This is a genomic window from Streptomyces sp. NPDC000983 (assembly GCF_040299205.1).
In the GTDB taxonomy this organism is placed as follows: domain Bacteria; phylum Actinomycetota; class Actinomycetes; order Streptomycetales; family Streptomycetaceae; genus Streptomyces.
Map to the genome: position 1 here is coordinate 17,873 of NZ_JBEPBM010000028.1, position 21,531 is coordinate 39,403.

Genomic DNA, 21,531 nt, shown 5'->3' on the forward strand with positions numbered 1-21,531 from the left:
GGCCGCCTGACGTAATCTTCCGGCGTGTTCCTCACCTCCTCCGCGCACGGACTCCGTTTCGCCTTCGGCACGCTCACCGTCCTGCCGGTACGGGTCGAGCGGTGGGACCGGGAGGCCGCCCGCGGGGGCATGCTGTGGGCGCCGCTGGTGGGGTTGGTCGTCGGCGGCTGCGCGGGGGCCGTGGGGCTCGTGGCGCTGTTCCTCGGTACGGGGGCCCAGCTCGCCGCCGTCGCCTCCGTCGCCGTACCCGCGCTGCTCACCCGCGGGCTGCATCTGGACGGGCTGGCCGACACCGCGGACGGGCTCGGCAGCGGCAAGCCCGCCGAGGACGCCCTGCGGATCATGAAGCAGTCGGACATCGGGCCGTTCGGTGTGATCACCCTGCTGTTCGCGCTGCTCGCCCAGATCGCCGCCCTGTCCCGGCTGTACGACGACTCCTGGGCCCGGGGGCTGCTCGCCGCCGTCGTCTCGGCGGTGGCCGCCCGGCTCGCGCTGACCCTCGCCGCCCGGGCCGGGGTGCCGGCGGCCCGGCCGGAGGGGCTGGGGGCGGCCGTGGCCTCGGTGGTGCCGGTGCGGTGGGCGTTCGCGGTGGCGGGCGGCACGGTCCTGGCCGCCGGGGCCGCCGGGGCGCTCCTCGGCGGCGCCGACGCCGTCCGCGGCGCGGGCGCCGTGCTCGCGGCCCTCGGGCTCGCCGCACTGCTGCTGCGCCGCTGCGTGCGCCGTTTCGGCGGGGTCACCGGCGATGTCTTCGGCGGCCTCGCGGAGACCGCCGCGACCACGGCGCTCGTGGTCCTGACGCTGGGCCTCTAGAGCCCCAGCGCGTACGGGAGCGTGCCCCAGGGGTGGGTGCCCGTGCCCGGTACCGCGCAGTGCACGGTGGCGCCGTGGGCCCGGATCGCGGTCTGAGTGTCGGCGTCGGGCGGGACGCCGTACAGGAGGTGGCACAGCCGGGTGCCGGCGGCGTCCACGGGTGGGAGCCGGGGCAGGGCGCGGTGGGCGGACCAGGGGCCCTCGAAGGTGACCAGTACGTCGGCGATGCGCGCGTAGAGGGGGTGCGGGGGCGCGCCGTGGTTGAGGACGAGCGTGCCGTGGCCGAGGGCCCAGGCGGCCGAGGCCAGGCTCCGGTAGTGCGCGAACTCCTCCGGGGCCGTGGCCACCTGGTCGAGGAAGGCGCCGTCGGTGCCGTACCAGTCGCGGTGGCGGGCGAGTTCTCCGACGACGTCGGCGTGCGGCCGGTGTCCGTAGCCGGTGTCGGTGTAGCCGAGGACCTTGACCTCCGCGGCCCGCAGGCGGGCGGCGAGTTCGGCGAAGGCCGGGTCGGGGCGGTCGCCGGGGCCGCTGGCCGGGTTGAGGACCACGCCGTACAGGCGGGGTGCGGCGGCCAGGATCGCGTCCCATTCGGCGGGGCGGACGGCGGGGTGCTCGTAGTAGGGGATCAGCAGGGTGCTCATCGGTGTGCGGTCGCCCTTCCGAGCAGGGCGCAGACCAGCGCCGACTGGGCCGCGGCGGCCACGCCGTACACCACCACGGCGACGGTGTCGGGGGCGCCGGTGTGCGTGGCGAGGGCCAGCGTCTGGGCCAGGGCGGCGGGGACGCAGACCAGGGCCGCGCCCAGGACGGCTCCGACGGACTGGAGGAGCAGGCCCGTCCAGAGCACCACCCCGAGCAGCAGCAGGCCGGTCAGCCGGACGCCGTCGACGGTGGGGGCGTGCGGCCACAGCGCCGCCGTCGCCAGGGTGAGCGCGAGCAGGGCGGCGAGGTAGGCGGCCAGGCAGGCCACGACGGTGCGGGCGGTGCCGCCGCGGAACGACCTCGGGCTGCCCGCCGTGCGCAGTCCGGCGAGGCTGCCGCTGCGGAAGCGGTGCAGCAGCCATTCGGCGGGGCCCATGCTCAGGGTGAGCGCGACCGCGGCGGGCGCCGCCACCGCCGAGTGCCCCCGGCCCGCCAGGACGTCACCCAGGGCCGTGTACACGACGAGGACGCCGCTGCCCAGGCCGAACAGGGCGTACGGCAGTGAGCCGAGGAGGCCGGGGGCGGCCGCGCGCCGGGGGGCCTCCTCGGGGCCGGCGGCCCGGCTGCCGAGTGCCCCGAACGGCAGCAGTGCCACGCAGGCCGCCGTCCAGCCCCGCTCCCCCGGCCGGCGGGTCGAGGGGGCCGCTTCGAGGAGTGCCAGCGCGGCGACAGCGGCCAGCGAGCCCAGGAGCAGCACCAGTCGTGCCCCGTCCGGCACGGGGTGCACGAGGGCCAGGACCGCGCCCGCCGCCATCGGGGTCAGCGCCACCAGCAGCGCCCGTTCACGGCCCAGCACCAGCAGGGCCGTGGCCGCGCCCAGGTAGCAGGACTGGCCCGCCGCGAAGGCGACCGCCGCCGGGGACGCCGTACCGGCGGCGGCGAGGGCGGCCAGGACGCCGAGCAGCACGCCCAGCGGTGCGCCGACCAGCAGGGCGCGCCGGGCCGCCGCCGGGTCCCCGACGCCCAGCCAGGAGTACGCCCGGTGGGCGAGCCCTTGGTTCCAGGTCCACCCGAACAGGGCGCCGGCCAGCAGCGGGACCGTGCCCGCCGGGAGGCCGAGGTCGCCCCGGGGGCCCGCGAGCAGGGGTGCGCCCAGCACGTACCCGAAGCCGGGCAGGGCGAAGACGATCCCGCGGAGCAGGCAGCCCAGCAGGCCGGTGCGCCAGGGGTCGTGGGCGGGGCCGGACGGCTCGGGGTAGCTGCGCGGGACGCGGTCGTAGAGCTCCTCGGCCAGCGCGAAGGAGTTCTTGACGCCGTAGCGCTCGCGTATCTGGTCGTCGGAGAGGCCGTCGGACTCCAGGAGGGCGGCGACCTCGTCGGGGTGGACGGCGGCGGCGACGAACTCGCCGAGCCGCTCGGCGAGTTCCTCCACCGGGTCGGGCGCGGGCCGGCCGGGTACGCGCTGACGGGGGATCGTGGGCAGGGCCTCGGCCGGGGTGCCCGGCGGGATCCTCAGACCCCCGCTCACCAGTCGGTCCCGTCGGTGGCGACCTTCTCGTACCAGGGGTCGCGCAGTTCCCGGGTCCAGTCGGCGACCGTCTCGACGGCCGGCTCGTACACCTCGGGCAGTCCGGCGAGTTCCAGGTAGATCGTCCGGAAGGCGTCCACGGAGCGGCGCAGGGTGAACCGGTCGATGACCCGCTGACGGGACAACTCCCCCAGTCTCAGGCGCCGTTCGTCGTCCTTGAGGAGGGTGAGCGCGGCGGCGGCCAGCTTCTCCGGCTCGCGCGGCGGCACCACCAGACCGGTGTCGCCGACCGCCTCGCGCACTCCGCCGACGTCGGTGGAGACCGTGGTGCGGCCGCAGGACATGGCCTCGATGATGGAGAACGGGAAGCCCTCGGAGATCGACGACAGCATGACGACATGGCCGGCCGCGTAGGCCCGCCAGACCTCGCTGACGCGGCCCTCGAAGGTCAGGCCGTCGGTGACGCCGAGTTCGGCGGCGAGCTTCTCCAGCCGGGTGGCGTAGGCCTCGCCGCCGGGCGGGACCGGGCCGAACAACCGCAGCCGGGTCTCGGGGAGTTCGGCGCGGACCATGGCGTAGGCGTGCAGCAGGGTCTCCAGGTCCTTGATGGGATCGACGCGGCCGCACCAGGTGAGGGTGGGGACGTCGGGTTCGGGCCCGGCGTGCGGGAAGGCGTGCGGGTCGACGCCGTTGTAGACCGTGCGGATCTTGCCGCCCTCGGCGCCGCCGCGCTCCTCCCAGCGGCGGTTGTACCGGTTGCAGGGGGTGATCAGGTCGGCCGCCCGGTAGCCGAGGGAGTTCAGCTCGCGGTAGAAGCCGAGCATGAACGCCTTGACGGGCCAGCGCTGTTCGGCGCTGCGGTAGCCGAGGTAGCGCTCGCGCAGGTAGATGCCGTGCTCGGTGAGGAGGAACGGCACGCCGTCCAGGCGGCGGGCGGCGAGCGCGGGCAGGGTGGCCAGGCCGCTGCTGACCGCGTGTGCCACCGAGTCCTCGGGGATGCGCACGCCGAGCGGGCGCAGGGCGTGTTCCAGCAGGTCGGTGGCGGTGAGCGCGTCGTGCACGGTGGGCCGGGCGGCGGCCGTCGGCAGATGCGGCATGGTCCAGATCCACATCAGCGCGCGCAGTGCCGGCTCGCCGCGCAGCGCCGCCGACAGGCGTCCGGCGCGGGCGAGTTCGGCCAGCTCGTACAGGGCCTCGCCGAAGTCGGCGCGGGCGTCGGGGTCCAGGACGGCGAGCAGCAGCCGTTCGTAGGCGTCGAGGAAGCGGCGGCGGGCCCGGCCCAGTACGGCGCCGGGGCGCCCCGGCCGGGGGCCCCAGGTCGGCACCGAGACGTGCCGGCGGACGTTGGGCGGCAGCTCCCAGGTCACCGGTTCACGGCCGGTGCCGGTGAGGGAGACGACGTGGAAGTCGACCTCCGGCATGCCCTTGACGAGCTGGTCGCACCAGGTGCTGACGCCGCCGTGGACGTGCGGGTAGGTGCCTTCGGTGAGCATGGTGACATGACGGCCCGATCGCCGCATCGTTGAGTTCCCCCCTGCGGAACAGGTGTCGCGTCCCGACGGCGCACCCCGGCCGGGTCGGCTCCGGGGTGCGCCGTCGGGTGGCGCCCGCTCAGGCGGACGGCAGCTTCAGCGTGAGAGCGGACTGGAGCGCGGCGGGCGTGGCCCAGGCCGAGCGTCCGCCCGCGTACGGCGTACCGAACGCGGTGGTGCCGAGCACGAGTTGCTTCTTGGTGCCCTCCGGCGCGGTCACCGGGATCTGGGTGCCGGACGGCGCGGTGACGGTGACGGTGGTGCCGATGCGGTACGCGGTGACCTTGTTGTTCGCCACCGCGGTGCGCCAGGCCGCGCGGCGCTGGAACTCGGTGCCGATGGCCTTCTGGGAGAGGTTCTCCACCGGGGCGCTGTCGGCGAACAGGGCGCGGTAGTCGGCGAGGATCCGGTCCAGCACCGGGTACAGGATGCGGTCCTCGGCGAGGTTGGACTGGTGGACGTAGTGCGGGCGCGGGTCGTTGCTGACGACGTGCCCGAGGGCGATGCGGGCCTCCTGGGGGACGATGTGGTCGTCGTAGCCGGTGGCCGTGTCGAGGGGTTCGTCGAGGCAGGTGGAGGCGGGGTTGGTGGCGCAGACGCCGCTGCCGCCGTCCTCGGCGGAGGCGTAGATCCAGTTGTACTCGTCGGCCATCTCGGCCTCGGTGCCGACGTTGTAGTACACGTTCATCGGGTGCCGGGGCACCGTCAGGGCGGATCCCACCGGGCGCTGTTCGGGCTCGCGGGAGTTGTCCGAGGCGATCCACTTGACGCCGGTGTCGGCGAGGGCGCCGGCCAGGTTCGGGTTGTCGGCGGGCTGCTGGGGCAGGGTTTTGAGGCCCGAGTGCTCCCCGGTGACCAGCTCGGTGCGGTCGACCGGGAGGCCCTTGGAGACGGCCCAGTTGTGGTTGTCGCGGATCTGCGCGGCGATCTGGGCGCGGCTCATGTACTTCACCGAGCCGTCGGTGTTCTTCGCGCAGGTCCACGGCACCGTGGAGGTGTCCTGGACGCAGCCGAGGAAGGGGTGGGTGTAGGTGTGGTTGATCCACCGGTACTGGGCCCGGTCGGTGAGTAGCCGCGAGGTCAGCGCGTCGGTGCCGCCGTGCTCGGTCTTCCACTCCTCGCCGGAACCGGCGTTGAAGACCATGTCCATGGTGAAGCCCTGGGTGCGCTGCCACTGGGCGGCGTACACGGCGTCCTCGGCGGTCATCCGGATCGGGGCGTTCTCCTCGCCGCCGCCGACGCAGTCGATGTCGCCGGGGGTGCAGTTGCGCTCGGTGTCCCAGCGGGCGTCGGGGGCGAAGACGTCGTCGACGTGGACGGCGAGGTAGTTGCGGTCCTGGCCCAGGTGGACGCCCTGGGTGAGCCAGCCGACGATGCCCCGGGCGAGGACCCGGAACTGCTGCTGGTGCTGGTTGTAGGCGAAGGTCACCACCAGCTCGCGGCGGCCGTCGTGGGCGTACTCGCCGATCAGGCTGCCGCGCCCGGAGCCCTCGGGGACGGGCAGGTCGACGTAGCTGGTGAAGCCGGCCCGGGGCCGGGCGACGTAGCCGTAGCTCTCCTGGACGGAGGGCGCGTTGTCCTCGAAGGTCAGGGCGCCGTCGAGGTAGCCGAAGTACGAGGAGCGGCCGGCGTCGGTGACGGCGGCCCGCCGGCCGTCGAGGCTGCCGGACCAGCCGCCCTCGGTGGTGTAGTCGAGGCCGACCCCGGGGTGGGCCCAGGTGTAGGCGTCGACCTGCGGGATGCCGTAGGTGCGCTCGTAGGTCTCCAGCGCGGTCTGCTCGCCGGAACCGGCGCCGAACGGTGCCTCGTTCGGCAGCACCACACCCTGGAACTTCGCCCGCGGCCGCCCGCTGACGGTGTCGCTGAGGAACGCCGGGGTCAGCGTCGGACGGCCCGGGTCGTTCAGGTCGACGGTGGTGTACGGAACGCCGGTACCGCGCAGTTGCTCGGTGATGGCCCGGACGGCGGCGCCGCCGTCGTCCACCACCAGCACCCGCAGGTCGATCCGCGGGTCGACCGCGGCCGCCGCGCCCGGGACCCCCGGGCCCAGCGACATCAGCGAGGCGGCCGTCAGGGCGGCTGCGGTGTTTCTCCAGCGGTGCGCTCGGTGCGCCATGTGTGGTTCCTCCCCCCAGAGGACCTCCCCGTCCCACGGGGGGCGCGGGGGAGGATCCTTGGACATCATGCGAAGCGGTGGCCCGACGGCTCACCGGAACGCGACGAGTGTGTCCCAGGTGACCGACGGTGAGAGCTGGGAAGTGGCCAGGACGCCACCGACAGGTGAACGCCCGCAGGAATGAGCGAACGGGTCGTACGCGCGTAGGCTCGTCCGGAGTGTCAGCCGCACCGGGGAGAAGCCCCCGCTGAGCCCGCACCCTCGCCTCGGAAATAGGGTCGGCCGTCGGGCCCGGTCGACCCACCGCATTTCGGCCAACCGCAACTTCACATCGGAAGCGAGAATTCACCACCGTGACTGCTCTGACTCTCAGCACCGCCGCGGCGCACGGCCTGCGGGCCGACGCGATCGTGATCGGTGTCGCCAAGGGCCCCGTGGTCGCCCCGGGCGCCGAAGCCCTGGACAAGGCCTACGACGGCCGGCTCGCCGCCGTCCTGGAGACCCTCGGTGCCTCCGGCGGCGAGGGCGAGGTGACCAAGCTCCCGGCCCCCTCCGGCTTCAAGGCCCCCCTCGTGGTGGCCGTCGGTCTCGGCGCCGAGCCCGACCAGGACGGCGCGTACGACGCCGAGGCGCTGCGCAGGGCCGCGGGTGTCGCCGCCCGCGCGCTGGCCGGCACCAAGAAGGCCGCCTTCGCCCTGCCCCTCACGGACGCCGCCGACGCCGGTGCCGTCGCCGAGGGCGCGCTGCTCGGCGCGTACTCCTTCGACGCCTACAAGGAGGGCGCCAAGAACGGCAAGGGCGGCAAGGCGCCGCTGGCCGAGGTCGCCCTGCTCGGCGGGAAGCCGCGGGACAAGGCGTACAAGGCCGCCGTCGAGCGGGCCACCGCCGTCGTCGAGGAGCTCAACCGCGCCCGCGACCTCATCAACACCCCGCCGAACGACCTCAACCCCGAGTCGTTCGCCGCCGTCGCCCAGACGGCGGCCAAGGAGCACGGCATCAAGGTGCAGGTGCTCGACGAGAAGGCCCTCACCAAGGGCGGCTACGGCGGCATCCTCGGCGTCGGCGCCGGTTCCGCCGCGGGCCCGCGGCTGGTGAAGCTGTCGTACACCAGCTCCAAGGCGAAGAAGCACCTCGCGTTCGTCGGCAAGGGCATCACCTACGACTCGGGCGGCATCTCGCTCAAGCCGGCCGGCCACAACGAGACGATGAAGTGCGACATGAGCGGCGCCGCCGCCGTGTTCGCCGCCGTCGTCGCCGCGGCCCGCCTCGGCCTCGAGGTCAACGTGACCGGCTGGCTGGCGCTGGCCGAGAACATGCCGTCCGGCTCCGCCACCCGCCCGGGTGACGTGCTGCGCATGTACAGCGGCAAGACCGTCGAGGTCCTCAACACCGACGCCGAGGGCCGGCTGGTGCTCGCCGACGCGCTGTGGGCGGCCTCGCAGGAGAAGCCGGACGCGATCGTGGACGTGGCGACGCTGACCGGCGCCATGGTGCTGGCGCTCGGCAACCGCACGTTCGGCGTGATGGCCAACGACGACGCGTTCCGCGCGGCGATCGTGGACGCGGCGGCGGAGGTCGGCGAGGAGTCCTGGCCGATGCCGCTGCCGGAGCACCTGCGCAAGGGCATGGACTCCCCCACCGCCGACATCGCCAACATGGGTGAGCGGATGGGCGGCGGCCTGGTCGCCGGCCTCTTCCTGCGGGAGTTCGTCGGCGAGGGCATCACCTGGGCCCACCTCGACATCGCCGGCCCGGCCTTCAACGAGCAGGGCCCGTTCGGCTACACCCCCAAGGGCGGTACGGGCTCCGCGGTGCGCACCCTGGTCCGGCTGGCGGAGCTGACCGCCGGGGGCGACCTGGGCTGATCCGGCGGACGGCCGCCGCACGGACCGCAAACGACCGCCGGCCCCACGGCGGACGGCCACCCGGACCGGCGGTGGACGACGGCTGAACGGACGGTCGACGGGGCCTCGCACGCGGGTAGCGCGAGGCCCCGTCGGCGTTCCCCGGACCCGCTTCCCGATGAGCGTGTGGTGTCTCACACGTCGGCCCCGCGTCTCGTTCCCCTCCGACAAGTGCGAAGATGGGGCACGGCAGGACAGGGCCCCATCGAAGGGCCGAAGAACGAGCGGCCGGACACCAGCCGCCGACCGGTCACTGGAGACCGGCGTGGCGCACATGCATGGAGGACGTGACGTGGCGAACGACGCCAGCACCGTTTTCGACCTAGTGATCCTCGGCGGTGGTAGTGGCGGGTACGCCGCGGCCCTGCGCGGGGCGCAGCTGGGCCTGGACGTCGCCCTGATCGAGAAGGACAAGGTCGGCGGTACCTGCCTGCACCGGGGTTGCATCCCCACCAAGGCTCTGCTGCACGCCGGTGAGGTCGCCGACCAGGCCCGCGAGAGCGAGCAGTTCGGCGTGAAGGCCACCTTCGAGGGCATCGACATCGCCGGGGTCCACAAGTACAAGGACGGCGTGATCGCCGGCCTGTACAAGGGTCTCCAGGGCCTGGTCGCCTCCCGCAAGGTGACGTACATCGAGGGCGAGGGCCGGCTGTCCTCCCCCACCTCCGTCGACGTGAACGGGCAGCGCGTCCAGGGCCGCCACGTCCTGCTGGCGACCGGCTCCGTGCCGAAGTCGCTGCCGGGCCTGGAGATCGACGGCAACCGCATCATCTCCTCCGACCACGCCCTCGTCCTGGACCGCGTGCCCAAGTCCGCGATCGTCCTGGGCGGCGGTGTCATCGGCGTCGAGTTCGCCTCGGCGTGGAAGTCCTTCGGCACGGACATCACCGTCATCGAGGGCCTCAAGCACCTCGTGCCGGTCGAGGACGAGAACTCCTCCAAGCTGCTGGAGCGCGCGTTCCGCAAGCGCGGCATCAAGTTCAACCTGGGCACCTTCTTCCAGAAGGCCGAGTACACCCAGGACGGCGTGAAGGTCACCCTCGCCGACGGCAAGGAGTTCGAGGCCGAGGTCCTGCTGGTCGCCGTCGGCCGCGGCCCGGTCTCCGCCGGTCTCGGCTACGAGGAGCAGGGCGTCGCGATGGACCGCGGCTACGTCCTGGTCGACGAGTACATGCGCACCAACGTCCCGAGCATCTCCGCCGTCGGTGACCTCGTCCCGACCCTCCAGCTCGCGCACGTCGGCTTCGCCGAGGGCATCCTGGTGGCGGAGCGTCTGGCCGGCCTGAAGACCGTCCCGATCGACTACGACGGTGTCCCCCGGGTGACCTACTGCCACCCCGAGGTCGCCTCCGTCGGCATCACCGAGGCCAAGGCCAAGGAGATCTACGGCGCGGACAAGGTCGTCGCTCTGAAGTACAACCTGGCGGGCAACGGCAAGAGCAAGATCCTCAACACCGCGGGCGAGATCAAGCTCGTCCAGGTGAAGGACGGTGCCGTGGTCGGCGTCCACATGGTCGGCGACCGCATGGGCGAGCAGGTCGGCGAGGCCCAGCTGATCTACAACTGGGAAGCGCTGCCCGCCGAGGTCGCCCAGCTCATCCACGCCCACCCGACGCAGAGCGAGGCGCTCGGCGAGGCGCACCTGGCCCTGGCCGGCAAGCCGCTTCACTCGCACGACTGACCCCTCGGTCGACACCCGTCGAAGCGACGACACAGACTTCCGCAAATCCGTTAGGAGCAACCGAAACCATGGCGGTTTCCGTAACCCTTCCGGCGCTCGGTGAGAGCGTCACCGAGGGCACTGTCACCCGCTGGCTGAAGGCCGAGGGCGAGCGCGTCGAGGCCGACGAGCCGCTGCTCGAGGTGTCGACCGACAAGGTCGACACCGAGATCCCCTCCCCCGCCGCCGGCATCCTGGCCTCCATCAAGGTCGCCGAGGACGAGACGGTCGAGGTCGGCGCCGAGCTGGCCGTCATCGACGACGGCTCCGGCGCGCCCGCCGCCGAGCCCGCCCCGGCCGCCGAGCCCGCCGCGGCTCCCGAGCCGGCTCCGGCCGCTGCCGCCCCCTCCACCGAGCAGGCCGCCCCGGCCCCGGCTCCCACCGCCGAGGCCGCCACCGGCGGCGGCTCCGCCGAGGGCACGGACGTCGTCCTGCCCGCGCTCGGCGAGTCCGTCACCGAGGGCACCGTGACCCGCTGGCTGAAGTCGGTCGGCGACAGCGTCGAGGCCGACGAGCCGCTGCTGGAGGTCTCCACCGACAAGGTCGACACCGAGATCCCTGCGCCCACCTCCGGTGTGCTCCTGGAGATCGTGGTCGGCGAGGACGAGACGGCCGAGGTCGGCGCCAAGCTCGCCGTCATCGGCGCCCCGGGCGCGGCTCCGGCCGCCGCTCCGGCTCCCGCGGCCCCGGCCCCCGCGCCGGCCGCTCCGGCTCCGGCCCCGGCGGCCCCCGCCGCTCCGGCTCCGGCTCCCGCCGCTCCGGCCCCCGCGCCCGCTCCGGTGGCCGCTCCGGCCCCGGCGCCCGCTCCGGCCGCCCCGGCTCCGGCCCCCGCTGCCGCCGCCCCGGCCGCGCCCGCTCCCGCCGCGCAGGCCACCGACGAGGGTGCCTACGTCACCCCGCTGGTGCGCAAGCTCGCCGCCGAGAACGGTGTCGACCTGGGCTCGGTCAAGGGCACCGGCGTCGGCGGCCGTATCCGCAAGCAGGACGTCCTCGCCGCCGCCGAGGCCGCGAAGGCCGCGGCCCCGGCTCCGGCCGCCGCTGCCGCCGCCCCGGCCGCCAGGAAGGCCCCGGCGCTGGAGGTCTCCCCCCTCCGCGGCCAGACCGTCAAGATGCCCCGCATCCGCAAGGTCATCGGCGACAACATGGTCAAGGCGCTGCACGAGCAGGCGCAGCTGTCGTCGGTCGTCGAGGTCGACGTCACGCGTCTGATGAAGCTGCGCGCCCGCGCCAAGGACTCGTTCGCGGCCCGTGAGGGCGTCAAGCTCTCCCCGATGCCGTTCTTCGTCAAGGCCGCGGCCCAGGCGCTGAAGGCGCACGCGCCGGTCAACGCCAGGATCAACGAGGCCGAGGGGACCATCACCTACTTCGACACCGAGAACATCGGTATCGCGGTGGACTCCGAGAAGGGCCTGATGACCCCGGTCATCAAGAACGCCGGCGACCTCAACCTCGCCGGTATCGCCAAGGCCACCGCCGACCTGGCGGGCAAGGTCCGGGCCAGCAAGATCACGCCGGACGAGCTGTCGGGCGCGACCTTCACCATCTCCAACACCGGTTCGCGCGGTGCCCTGTTCGACACGATCATCGTGCCGCCGGGCCAGGTCGCGATCCTCGGTATCGGCGCGACGGTCAAGCGTCCCGCCGTGATCGAGACGGAGGAGGGCACGGTCATCGGCGTCCGCGACATGACGTACCTGACCCTCTCCTACGACCACCGTCTGGTGGACGGCGCCGACGCGGCCCGTTACCTGACGGCCGTCAAGGCGATCCTGGAGGCGGGCGAGTTCGAGGTCGAGCTCGGCCTGTAACCAGCCGCAGTGCCTGTACGGCGCCCCCGTCCGGACTCCTCCGGGCGGGGGCGCCGCATTTCTCCCTGCCGCACCCTCGCCGAAGCCAACCCCGCCGCCTACCTCCCCGACCTCGCCATGTCCCTCAACAACCTCGCCGTCCCAGCACCGACCGAGCACACCCTGGCCGCCTGCTCCCAAGCCGAGGGCTCCCTGAGCGCCCACCCAACGGCTGCACGTCAAATCACGGTCCAGCGAGCCCAATTCCAGATCGTCCACGGAGACCCCGCATCAGGCATCCACACCCTGGTCGACCTCCTCCAGCAGGTTCCGGAGGACCTGGGGCCCGTGGTTCTCGCCGTCCGAGACGCCCTGCGCGACGTCGCTCACACCACCGAGACAGGCGCGGCGCAAGTACGCACCGAATGGCAAACCGCAACCGGCGCAGTGCCCCCGGCGTGGCTGGATCTCCCACAGGCCGCGTTCGAGCTGGCCATCATCTGGTTCCAGTGCCCCACCTGGGCAGAGTCCCGCGCCTTCTGGAATGCGCATGAGCACCAACTCCGTTCCCCGGAATTCGCGCTCGCCCTCGAAGAACTCGCCCTAGCCCACGAAGTGGCCGAGCAACACCTCCGTATCGCCCAAGCCGCCACGGCCAACAACCCTGACGCCGCCTTCCGTCCGTACATCACGGGAGAACTGCTCAGCACCTGGCTCGAATGCCCGAGTTGGGAGGAATCCCAGGCGTACCTCACCGACCACGCTGCAGAACTCCTCCACCAACAGGCAACCGAACTACTCACCGCCACCAGCGAGTCAGTCGAAGCCGCCGTCCACCACTCGCTCGTCCTCCTCGCCCGCGCCGACGGAATCCCCACCGCCTACACCTACGCAGCAAAACGCCCCGCGCTGAACGAACGCATCCAAACCCTGCTGACCACGCCCGATCCCGAGTTGCTCGAATCCTGCGCCCTGCTCGAACTCCTCGTTCACCAGGCCCAGTTCACTGGCACCGTCCACCTGGCCATGTCAGCGATCCTCGCGAACGCCCCCTACGACTCCCTCCTCCCCTTCCCCGACCCCACCCCCTCCGGCAAAAACCGCGCCCTGACCGAGATCACCACCCTCATCTCCCGCTCCCCGCAACACGCCCCAGCCCTGGGCACCCTCCTCCACAGCCTCCTGACGGCCCCCACCTCGCAATAGCCACTCCCACCGCCCCTCCGTGGGCACCGCGCACAGCATCGCCGTAGCGGCGGCGGTGCTAAAGGGCTGCCTGCCCGAGCTGCGCGCCACGCCCGGGGCGCCGGCCGGGACGGCCGTGCTCCAGAGCGCCCGGCAAGCCGCGCAGCAATGGACTCGCCGCGCGCCTGCGCAAGAAACCGCTTCCTAGCGCTCCGGATCTCCGGAGGCCAGCCGGATTCCGCCCCCTTCCGCGGGCCCCCTCACCCCCGCCCCCGTACCGGCAACCGTGTAAGTCTCGTCTCACCTGCGCGAAAGGGCCCCTGTGCGCCCCTGCGCGAAGGGCTCGCGGCCTTATTGTCTAAACGTCAAACGCGCGCCCTAAGGAGCCCTCATGACCGCGCCCGTCGTCCACTCGCTGCGCGAACAGATCCGCGAGCACATCCTGGAAGGGATCATCAGCGGACGCTGGCAGCCGGGCGAGCGGATCGTGGAGCGGCGGATCGCGACCGAGCTGGAGGTCAGCCAGACGCCCGTGCGGGAGGCGCTGCGCGAGCTGGAGTCGCTGCGGCTGATCGAGTCGGCGCCCAACAAGGGCGTGCGGGTACGGAATCTGACCGCCGCCGACCTGGAGGAGAGCTATCCGGTGCGGGCGGGGCTCGAGGCCATCGCCGCCGAGCTGGCCGCCGGGCGGCTCGCGGAGGACTGCTCGGCGCTGGAGCCGCACGTCGCCGCGCTGTACGAGGCCGACCGGCTCGCCGACGGGACCGCCCAGGTGCGGCACACCGTCGGCTTCCACCGGGAGCTGGTGCGGGCGGCCGGGAACTCCGTGCTGCTGCACACCTGGGAGGGGCTCGGCATCGAGGTGTTCACGGCGCTGTCGATCCGCTGGCTGGGGACCGTGCAGCAGTCGTACGCGGAGGAGCACGAGGAGCTGCTCGCCGCCTTCCGCCGCCGCGATCCCCGTATCGCGGACATCGTGAAGTCCCACGTACTGGGCTGCGCCCCGCGCCACGAGGACGAGTAGCCCCCAGCCCCAGCCCCGGGTTCACCCGAGCGGACCCCCGCTCAATCGGCCTCCCCACCTGCGAAAACCCCTCCCCGGAGCGTCACCGGGTGCCACCGCCGGAGGCACCCCGTGCCGACTTTCTCGTGATCAAGAGGTTTTCGACCGGAACCCTTTGATCGATCATCGATCAGCGAGTTACAGTCCTCGACGGGCTTCCACCGGAGCCCGCGCCCTGTCCTGCCAAAGACCAAGGGCACCCCCGAACCCTTACCCGTGAGGGAACCCCCTTCGACTGAGGAAGGCGGCGACATGACCGACCCCAACGCCATCCAGCCGAGCGAGCTCGACCAGCTCCACGACCGCGACCCGGAGGAGACCGCCGAATGGCAGGCCTCGCTGGACGCGGTCGCCCAGGCGGCCGGCCCGCACCGTGCGGCCTACCTGATGCGCCGCACACTGGAGCGCGCGGAGGGCAACGGCATCGCGCTGCCCAAGCTGCTCGAGACCGACTACGTCAACTCCATCCCCACCTCCTCCGAGACCGCCGTCCCGGGTGACGAGGAGATGGAGCGCCGGATCACCGCCTGGAACCGCTGGAACGCGGCCGCCATGGTGACCCGCGGCAGCAAGTACGGCGTCGGCGGCCACATCGCCACCTTCGCCTCCGCGGCCTGGCTCTACGAGACGGGCTTCAACCACTTCTTCCGGGGCAAGGAGAGCGGCGAGGCCGCCGGTTCCGGCGACCAGCTCTACATCCAGGGCCACGCCTCCCCCGGTATCTACGCCCGCGCCTTCCTCGACGGCCGGCTCGGCGAGCAGCACCTGGACAACTTCCGCCAGGAGTCCGGCGGCAACGGCCTGCCCTCGTACCCGCACCCGCGCCGGCTGCCCTGGCTGTGGGAGTTCCCGACCGTCTCCATGGGTCTGGGTCCGCTCTCCGCCATCTACCAGGCGCGCTTCAACCGGTACCTGACCAACCGCGGCATCAAGGACGTCTCCGCCTCGCACGTCTGGGCGTTCCTCGGCGACGGCGAGATGGACGAGCCCGAGTCGACGGCGGCGCTCGCGCTCGCCTCCCGCGAGGGCCTGGACAACCTGACCTTCGTCATCAACTGCAACCTGCAGCGCCTCGACGGTCCGGTCCGCGCCAACTTCAAGATCGTGCAGGAGCTGGAGGCCCAGTTCCGCGGCGCCGGCTGGAACGTCATCAAGACGCTGTGGGGCACGGCCTGGGACGAGCTGTTCCAGCTCGACACCACCGGCGCGCTGGTACGCCGGCTGCGCGAGGTACCGGACGCCCAGGTGCAGACGTACCAGACCCGCGGCGCCGCCTACATCCGCGAGGACTTCTTCGGCAAGGACCCCGAGCTGGCCAAGATGGCCCAGCTGCTGTCCGACGACAAGATCCTCGAGTGCTTCCACCTCTCCCGCGGTGGCCACGAGGCCCGCAAGGTCTACGCCGCCTACAAGGCCGCCGTCGAGTTCAAGGGCGCGCCGACCGTGATCCTGGCCCAGACGGTCAAGGGCCACACCCTGGGCGAGGGCTTCGCGTCGAAGAACGCCAACCACCAGATGAAGAAGCTCTCGGTGGACGAGTTCAAGACGATGCGCGACCTGCTGGAGCTGCCGATCTCCGACAGCGCCTTCGCCGACGGCCAGGTCCCCTACGGCCACCCGGGCGCCGACTCCGCCGAGGTGCGCTACCTCCAGGAGCGCCGCGCGGCCCTCGGCGGTCCGGCCCCGGCCCGCCGGGTCCACCCCGTCGCTCCGCTGCCCGCGCCCGCCGAGAAGGCGTTCGCCTCCTTCGACAAGGGCTCCGGCTCGCAGAACGTCGCCACCACGATGGCGTTCGTCCGGCTCGTCAAGGACCTGGTCCGCGACAAGGAGACCGGCAAGCGCTGGGTGCCGATCGTCCCCGACGAGGCGCGCACCTTCGGTATGGAGTCGCTGTTCCCGTCGCTCGGGATCTACTCCCCCAAGGGCCAGACGTACGAGCCGGTCGACCGTGACCAGCTGATGTACTACAAGGAGGCCAAGAACGGCCAGATCCTCAACGAGGGGATCACCGAGGCCGGTTCGATGGCCGACTTCATCGCCGCGTCCACCGCGTACTCCACGCACGGCGAGACGATGATCCCGTTCTACATCTTCTACTCGATGTTCGGCTGGCAGCGCACGGCCGACCAGATGTGGCAGCTCGGCGACCAGCTCGGCCGCGGCTTCCTGGTCGGCGCCACCGCCGGCCGTACGACGCTGACGGGTGAGGGTCTCCAGCACGCCGACGGCCACTCCCCGGTGATCGCGGCGACCAACCCGGCGGCACTGACGTACGACCCGGCGTTCGCCTACGAGGTCGCGGCGATCGTCAAGGAGGGTCTGCGCCGGATGTACGGCGAGGCCGCGCCGGGCGAGGACCAGGACGTCTTCTACTACCTGACCGTCTACAACGAGCCGATGCAGCAGCCCGCGAAGCCGGCCGGTGTCGACGAGGGCATCGTCAAGGGCCTGTACCGCTTCAACACCGCCGAGTCGGCCGGTCTCAGCCCGGTCGCCAACGCGCCGCGCATCCAGCTGCTGGGCTCCGGCACGGCGATCCACTGGGCGCTGAAGGCGCAGCGGATGCTCGCCGAGGAGTGGGGCGTGGCCGCGGACGTGTGGTCGGCCACCTCCTGGACCGAGCTGCGGCGCGACGCGCTGGAGGCCGACGCGGCCCTGCTGCGCGGCGAGGAGCGGGTGCCGTTCGTCCGTCAGGCGCTCCAGGGCGCCGAGGGCCCGGTGCTGGCGGTCTCCGACTACATGCGCCAGGTCCCGGACCAGATCGCGCAGTGGGTCGAGCAGGACTGGTCCTCGCTGGGCGCCGACGGCTTCGGTCTGTCGGACACCCGCGAGGCGGCCCGCCGCCACTTCGGTGTCGACGCCGAGTCCATCGTGGTCGCCGCCCTGGCCCAGCTCGCCCGGCGCGGCGAGGCCAAGGCGACGGCGGTGAAGGAAGCCCGCGAGAAGTACGGTCTGTGATCCCGGGCTGACCGGAGGTCGATCGAAGGGGGTACGGCGGCGGCCGTGCCCCCTTCGGTGTCGGTGCGGGCGGGCACGATGGGGGTATGCGTGCCGCCCGTCTGATCAAAATGGTCCTGCTGCTCCAGTCGACGCCCTCGATGACCGCCGCCGAGCTGGCGCGGGAGCTGGAGGTGTCCGAGCGGACGGTCACCCGGGACGCGCAGGCGCTGTCGGAGGCCGGGGTGCCGGTCTACGCGGACCGGGGGCGGGTCGGGGGCTACCGGCTGATCGGCGGGTACCGGACGCGGCTGACGGGGCTGGCCCGCGGTGAGGCCGAGGCGCTGTTCCTCTCCGGGGTGCCGGGGGCGCTGCGCGACATGGGGCTGCAGGACGCCGCCTCGGCCGCCGAGCTGAAGGTGTCGGCCGCGCTGCTGCCGTCGGTGCGCGACGCCTCCCGCAGCGCCGCCCGGCGGTTCCATCTGGACGCGCCCGGCTGGTTCGCGGAGCCGGAGACCCCGGCGCTGCTGCCGGCCGTCGCCGAGGCGGTGTGGGACGACCGGCGGGTCCTGGCGGTGTACCGGCGGGGCGAGGGCGAGGTGCGGCGGGAGCTGGAACCGTACGGGCTCGTGCTGAAGGCGGGCGTCTGGTACCTGTGCGCCCGGGTCGCCGGGCACGGGACCTACCGGGTGTACCGCGTCGACCGGTTCACCGGGGTCGGATCCGTCGAGGGCGGGCGGGAGCGGTTCGAGCGGGACGAGGAGTTCGATCTGCCCGGGTTCTGGGCCGAGCGGGCCGAGGAGTTCGCGCGGTCCCTGCTGCGCGTCGAGACCGTGGTACGGCTGTCCCCGGCCGGGGCGCGCCGGCTGGGGCACCTCGTCGATCCGCGGGCGGCCGGGGAGGCGCTGGCGCGGGCGGGCGAGCCGGACGGGGACGGGTGGGTGACCGTGACGCTGCCGGTGGAGTCGGAGGAGGTGGCGCACAGCCAGTTCGCCTCGCTGGGGCCCGAGATCGAGGTGCTGGCCCCGGCGGGCCTGCGGGCACGGTTCGCGGCCGACGCGCGCCGACTGGCGGTGCTGTACGGCTCCGGGGGCGCCGTCGACGGCTCGCCGGACGCTCCGTCCGGCTCCGGGGGCGCCGTCGACGGCTCGCCGGACGCCCGATAACAATCCGCCGCACTCCGCGTGCGCCCCACCCGTGCAGGGCCGATGCTGGACCCGTGATGGACGAGACGGAGTTCTGGGAGCTGGTGGACGCCGCCCGCGAGGGCGCCGAGGGGGACCCCGAGGAGCAGGCCGACCTGCTCGTGGACCGGCTCCTGACGCTGGACCCGGAGATGGTCCTGGACTTCGCCCGCCACTTCGAGGCCCGCTACAACCGCGCGTACACCTGGGGTCTGTGGGGTGCCGCCTGGGTGCTGCTGGACGGCGCCAGCGACGACGCCTTCGACTTCTTCCGGTGCTGGCTGATCGGCCAGGGCCGGGACGTGTACGAGGGCGGGGTGCACGATCCGGACTCCCTCGCCGAGCTGCTGGACGAGTTCGACGAGGAGTTCGACGGCGACGGCGAGGAGCTGGGCTACGCGGCCGACGAGGCCTACGAACAGCTCACCGGGACCGTCGCGCCCGACCTAGGCATCCCGCCCGCCGCCGCGGAGCCGGAGGGCGCCCCTGTCGACCTGGAGAACGAGGGTGCCCTCGCGGACCGCTACCCGAGGCTCTGGGAGCGGTTCCGGGACTGAGCCGGGCGCGCGGTCTCCGCGGGCTGTCCGGCCTTCACCGCTTGGTGCGGCGGGGCCGCGTTGGCCCGGTCGAGGGCGGACGCCGTCACGGCGGCCGGTCCGAGGACGACGGTCGCGACCGCGCAGACCACCGCCCAGACCCCGCTGCCGCTCACGCTCGCACTGTTCATGATCCCCACCTCCGGTCGGCCTGTGCTCACGACGGTAGGGCGGTGGGATCTGAGTGCCCTGCGGGTGGGCTGTGGCGCTCCTGTGGACCCGCAGGAGCGTGGGCTCAGTCGCGGCCCTGGAAGCGGGCGGCCCGGTCGCGGATCTCGGGGAGGCGGGCGGCGAGGGCGGCGCCGGGGCAGCTGGTCATGTAGCCGTCCTGGTGGCCGGCGATCGTGGGCAGGGTGGCCGAGACGCCCTTGGGGTAGCGGCTGTAGTTGTTGCTGGAGACCAGGCGCACCCGTGCGCGGGGGTCGGTGTCGGACAGGCCGAGCTTCCAGGCTGCGAGCGCGGCTATGGAGTCGGTCATCGCCCTGGGCACCTCGGCGCCGGCCGTGAAGGTGCCGAGGGCGGCGATGCCGGCGGTCCGGTGGTTGAAGCCCTGGGTGTGGGCGCCGGTGACCGGGCGGGCGATGCCGCCGGCGCGGCCCTCGTAGATGGTGCCGCAGCGGTCGACGAGGAAGTTGTAGCCGATGTCGTCCCAGTCCCGGGAGCCCGTCTGGCCCGCGTACAGGTGGCGGATGATGCGCGGGGCGTCGGCGCAGTCGTAGCCGTTGGGCGAGTCGGTGTGGTGGACGAAGACGGCGACGACCCGGTCGTCGTAGCGGGGCGGGGGCTGTTCGCGCCGGGTGTCGGCGTCGAGCCACTGGGAGCGCGGTACGACGGCCGGGCGGGCCGCCGTGTGGCCGGCGGCGTGGCGGGCCGCCTGGGGCCGGGCGGCGGCCGGGTCGGGGCGTTCCACGCCGCTCGCGCACAGGAGCAGCGCCGTCACGGCGGCCAGCCCCGGCAGGCAGCCGAGTGCGACGGCGGCGGGGGTGCCGGGTATCCGCTCGACGCATCGTCGCCGCACTCCACGTGCTCTTCGCAAGGCCGGTCGCAGGACACGCATGGGCCCACTGTCCGACGGATCCGCTCCGCCCGCGATGTGTGCTCTGCCACCCGGTGGAACCATCGTCCCGCTCTGCGGCGTTTCCCGAGGTGCACGCACGCGCGTGCGGCTGATCACCGGACCCGTTCCGTGCGTACTGGATGGTCCGAGAGAAAGGCGGCTCCGTGGACCTGCTCGACATCGTGCTGTTGCTCGCCGTCCTGGCCTACGCGGCCTCCGGCTACCGGCGCGGGCTGCTCGCCGGGTGCCTCTCGCTCGCCGGGTTCGTGGGCGGCGCGGTCGTGGGCGTGTGGCTGCTGCCCTGGGTGATGGACCCGGTGGCACCGGGGACGACGACGGCGACGGTGACCGCGGTGGTGACGGTGCTGCTGCCGGCCGGGGTGGGGCACGAGCTGGCGGGGCGGCTGGCGCTGCGGCTGCGCCGGGAGCTGCCCGAGGGGCCGCTGCGGGTGGCCGACGGGGTCGGCGGGGCCGTGGCGAACTCGGTCGCGGTGCTGATCGTGGCCTGGGTCGCGGCGAGCGTGCTGGCCGCGTCCTCGTCGCCGCTGCTGACGTCGGCGATCCGGGACTCCCGGCTGCTGGGGACGGTGCAGGACGCGATGCCGGACACCACGCCCGGCTGGTTCGCGCGGGCCACCTCCGCGCTCACCGAGGCGGGCTTCCCGCAGGTGTTCAACCCCTTCGAGAACGAGTCGACGGCCGAGGTGGCGCGGCCCACCGGCGACAGCGTCACCGCGGCGGCCACGGGCGCGGCGAAGCGCAGCACGGTCAAGGTCGAGGGGGTCTCGGGCACCCAGGGCCGCGAGGGCAGCGGTTTCGTGTACGCGCCGCGGCATGTGATGACCAACGCCCATGTGGTGGCCGGACTCGACGAGCCGACCGTGCGGGTCGGCGGGGTGGGGCGGGCGTACGCCTCACGGGTGGTGCTCTTCGACCCGCAGAAGGACGTGGCGGTGCTGTACGTGCCGGATCTGCGGGCGCCGGTGCTGCGGTTCGTCGACGACGCGGAGCGCGGCGACTCGGCGGTCGTGGCCGGCTATCCGAACGACGGCGACCTGGACCTCCAGGCGGCCACGGTGGCGAACCGGGTGCGGGCGACGGGGCAGAACATCTACAGCGACGGGACGGTGACCCGGGAGATCTACTCGATCCGCTCCACCGTCCGCCCCGGCAACTCCGGCGGCCCGCTGCTGACCACCGGGGGCCGGGTGTACGGGGTGGTCTTCGCCCGCTCCACCTCCGACGACGAGACCGGCTACGTCCTGACCGCTGCGGAGGTGGCCGAGGACGCCGAGCGGGCGGCGAAGGCGACGGCGCCGGTGGACACGGGCGACCTGATCACCTCGTAGGGCGGTCCGCTCCCCGATGATGAAGGACCGGTCGGCCTCACCCCTCGGAGACTGTCGTGACCGTGTTCTTCCTGATCTCCCTGCTGCTGGCGGGGGCCGCGCTGGCGCTGGCGGTGCGCCG

At 73.1% G+C, this 21,531-nt stretch carries 16 protein-coding genes; 10 read left to right on the forward strand and 6 right to left on the reverse strand.

The genetic code is table 11. The features are described 5' to 3' along the window. Positions 1 to 24: 24 nt before the first annotated feature. Positions 25 to 810: an adenosylcobinamide-GDP ribazoletransferase gene (locus ABT296_RS27360; protein WP_351931306.1), complete on the forward strand. Its 786-nt coding sequence runs from the start codon at positions 25 to 27 to the stop codon at positions 808 to 810. On the opposite strand, the gene ABT296_RS27365 is transcribed toward ABT296_RS27360, so the two are convergent. From ABT296_RS27365 to ABT296_RS27380, 4 genes are all read right to left on the reverse strand, one after another. Next, complete coding sequence (locus tag ABT296_RS27365; RefSeq protein WP_351931307.1) at positions 807 to 1,451, reverse strand: spherulation-specific family 4 protein; 645 nt, start codon at positions 1,449 to 1,451, stop codon at positions 807 to 809. The genes ABT296_RS27360 and ABT296_RS27365 overlap by 4 nt on opposite strands. Then, positions 1,448 to 2,980: a hypothetical protein gene (locus ABT296_RS27370; RefSeq protein ID WP_351931308.1), complete on the reverse strand. Its 1,533-nt coding sequence runs from the start codon at positions 2,978 to 2,980 to the stop codon at positions 1,448 to 1,450. Before ABT296_RS27370 ends, ABT296_RS27365 begins: the two co-directional genes overlap by 4 nt. Next, entirely contained in the window at positions 2,977 to 4,500 is a 1,524-nt protein-coding gene (gene pelF, locus ABT296_RS27375) for a GT4 family glycosyltransferase PelF (RefSeq protein ID WP_351931309.1), read from the reverse strand. Before pelF ends, ABT296_RS27370 begins: the two co-directional genes overlap by 4 nt. A 91-nt stretch (positions 4,501 to 4,591) precedes the next feature. After that, positions 4,592 to 6,628, reverse strand: a complete 2,037-nt coding sequence (locus ABT296_RS27380; RefSeq protein ID WP_351931310.1) for a hypothetical protein — start codon at positions 6,626 to 6,628, stop codon at positions 4,592 to 4,594. 353 nt (positions 6,629 to 6,981) lie between these two features. On the opposite strand from ABT296_RS27380, the gene ABT296_RS27385 reads away from it, so the two are divergent. The 8 genes from ABT296_RS27385 to ABT296_RS27420 all read left to right on the forward strand — a co-directional run bounded on the left by ABT296_RS27385 (position 6,982) and on the right by ABT296_RS27420 (position 18,965). Continuing rightward, positions 6,982 to 8,493, forward strand: a complete 1,512-nt coding sequence (locus ABT296_RS27385) for a leucyl aminopeptidase (protein WP_351931311.1) — start codon at positions 6,982 to 6,984, stop codon at positions 8,491 to 8,493. A 331-nt stretch (positions 8,494 to 8,824) separates the two neighbouring features. Beyond that, on the forward strand, positions 8,825 to 10,213 hold the full coding sequence (gene lpdA / locus ABT296_RS27390) for a dihydrolipoyl dehydrogenase (RefSeq protein WP_351931312.1): 1,389 nt from the start codon (positions 8,825 to 8,827) through the stop codon (positions 10,211 to 10,213). Positions 10,214 to 10,281: 68 nt separating this feature from the next. After that, positions 10,282 to 12,060 carry a 2-oxoglutarate dehydrogenase, E2 component, dihydrolipoamide succinyltransferase gene (gene sucB, locus ABT296_RS27395; protein WP_351931313.1) on the forward strand — a complete coding sequence of 593 codons (1,779 nt, stop codon included), beginning with the start codon at positions 10,282 to 10,284 and terminating at the stop codon, positions 12,058 to 12,060. Positions 12,061 to 12,177: 117 nt separating this feature from the next. Next, positions 12,178 to 13,245: a hypothetical protein gene (locus ABT296_RS27400; protein WP_351931314.1), complete on the forward strand. Its 1,068-nt coding sequence runs from the start codon at positions 12,178 to 12,180 to the stop codon at positions 13,243 to 13,245. A 370-nt stretch (positions 13,246 to 13,615) separates the two neighbouring features. Further along, positions 13,616 to 14,248: a GntR family transcriptional regulator gene (locus ABT296_RS27405; RefSeq protein WP_351931315.1), complete on the forward strand. Its 633-nt coding sequence runs from the start codon at positions 13,616 to 13,618 to the stop codon at positions 14,246 to 14,248. A 291-nt stretch (positions 14,249 to 14,539) separates the two neighbouring features. Next, positions 14,540 to 17,245: a pyruvate dehydrogenase (acetyl-transferring), homodimeric type gene (gene aceE, locus ABT296_RS27410; RefSeq protein ID WP_351931316.1), complete on the forward strand. Its 2,706-nt coding sequence runs from the start codon at positions 14,540 to 14,542 to the stop codon at positions 17,243 to 17,245. 86 nt (positions 17,246 to 17,331) lie between these two features. Beyond that, positions 17,332 to 18,390, forward strand: a complete 1,059-nt coding sequence (locus ABT296_RS27415; RefSeq protein WP_351931317.1) for a helix-turn-helix transcriptional regulator — start codon at positions 17,332 to 17,334, stop codon at positions 18,388 to 18,390. A gap of 56 nt (positions 18,391 to 18,446) precedes the next feature. Beyond that, on the forward strand, positions 18,447 to 18,965 hold the full coding sequence (locus tag ABT296_RS27420) for a DUF4240 domain-containing protein (RefSeq protein WP_351931380.1): 519 nt from the start codon (positions 18,447 to 18,449) through the stop codon (positions 18,963 to 18,965). Here the strand turns inward: ABT296_RS27420 and ABT296_RS27425 are convergent. Further along, positions 18,932 to 19,135 (reverse strand): hypothetical protein, encoded by a 204-nt coding sequence (locus ABT296_RS27425; protein WP_351931318.1) that lies wholly within the window; start codon positions 19,133 to 19,135, stop codon positions 18,932 to 18,934. The genes ABT296_RS27420 and ABT296_RS27425 overlap by 34 nt on opposite strands. Positions 19,136 to 19,239: 104 nt before the next feature. Beyond that, positions 19,240 to 20,061 (reverse strand): peptidoglycan recognition protein family protein, encoded by an 822-nt coding sequence (locus tag ABT296_RS27430; protein ID WP_502977338.1) that lies wholly within the window; start codon positions 20,059 to 20,061, stop codon positions 19,240 to 19,242. A gap of 164 nt (positions 20,062 to 20,225) precedes the next feature. Between ABT296_RS27430 and ABT296_RS27435 the strand changes: the two genes are divergently transcribed. Next, complete coding sequence (locus ABT296_RS27435; RefSeq protein ID WP_351931381.1) at positions 20,226 to 21,410, forward strand: MarP family serine protease; 1,185 nt, start codon at positions 20,226 to 20,228, stop codon at positions 21,408 to 21,410. The last annotated feature ends 121 nt before the right edge of the window (positions 21,411 to 21,531 follow it).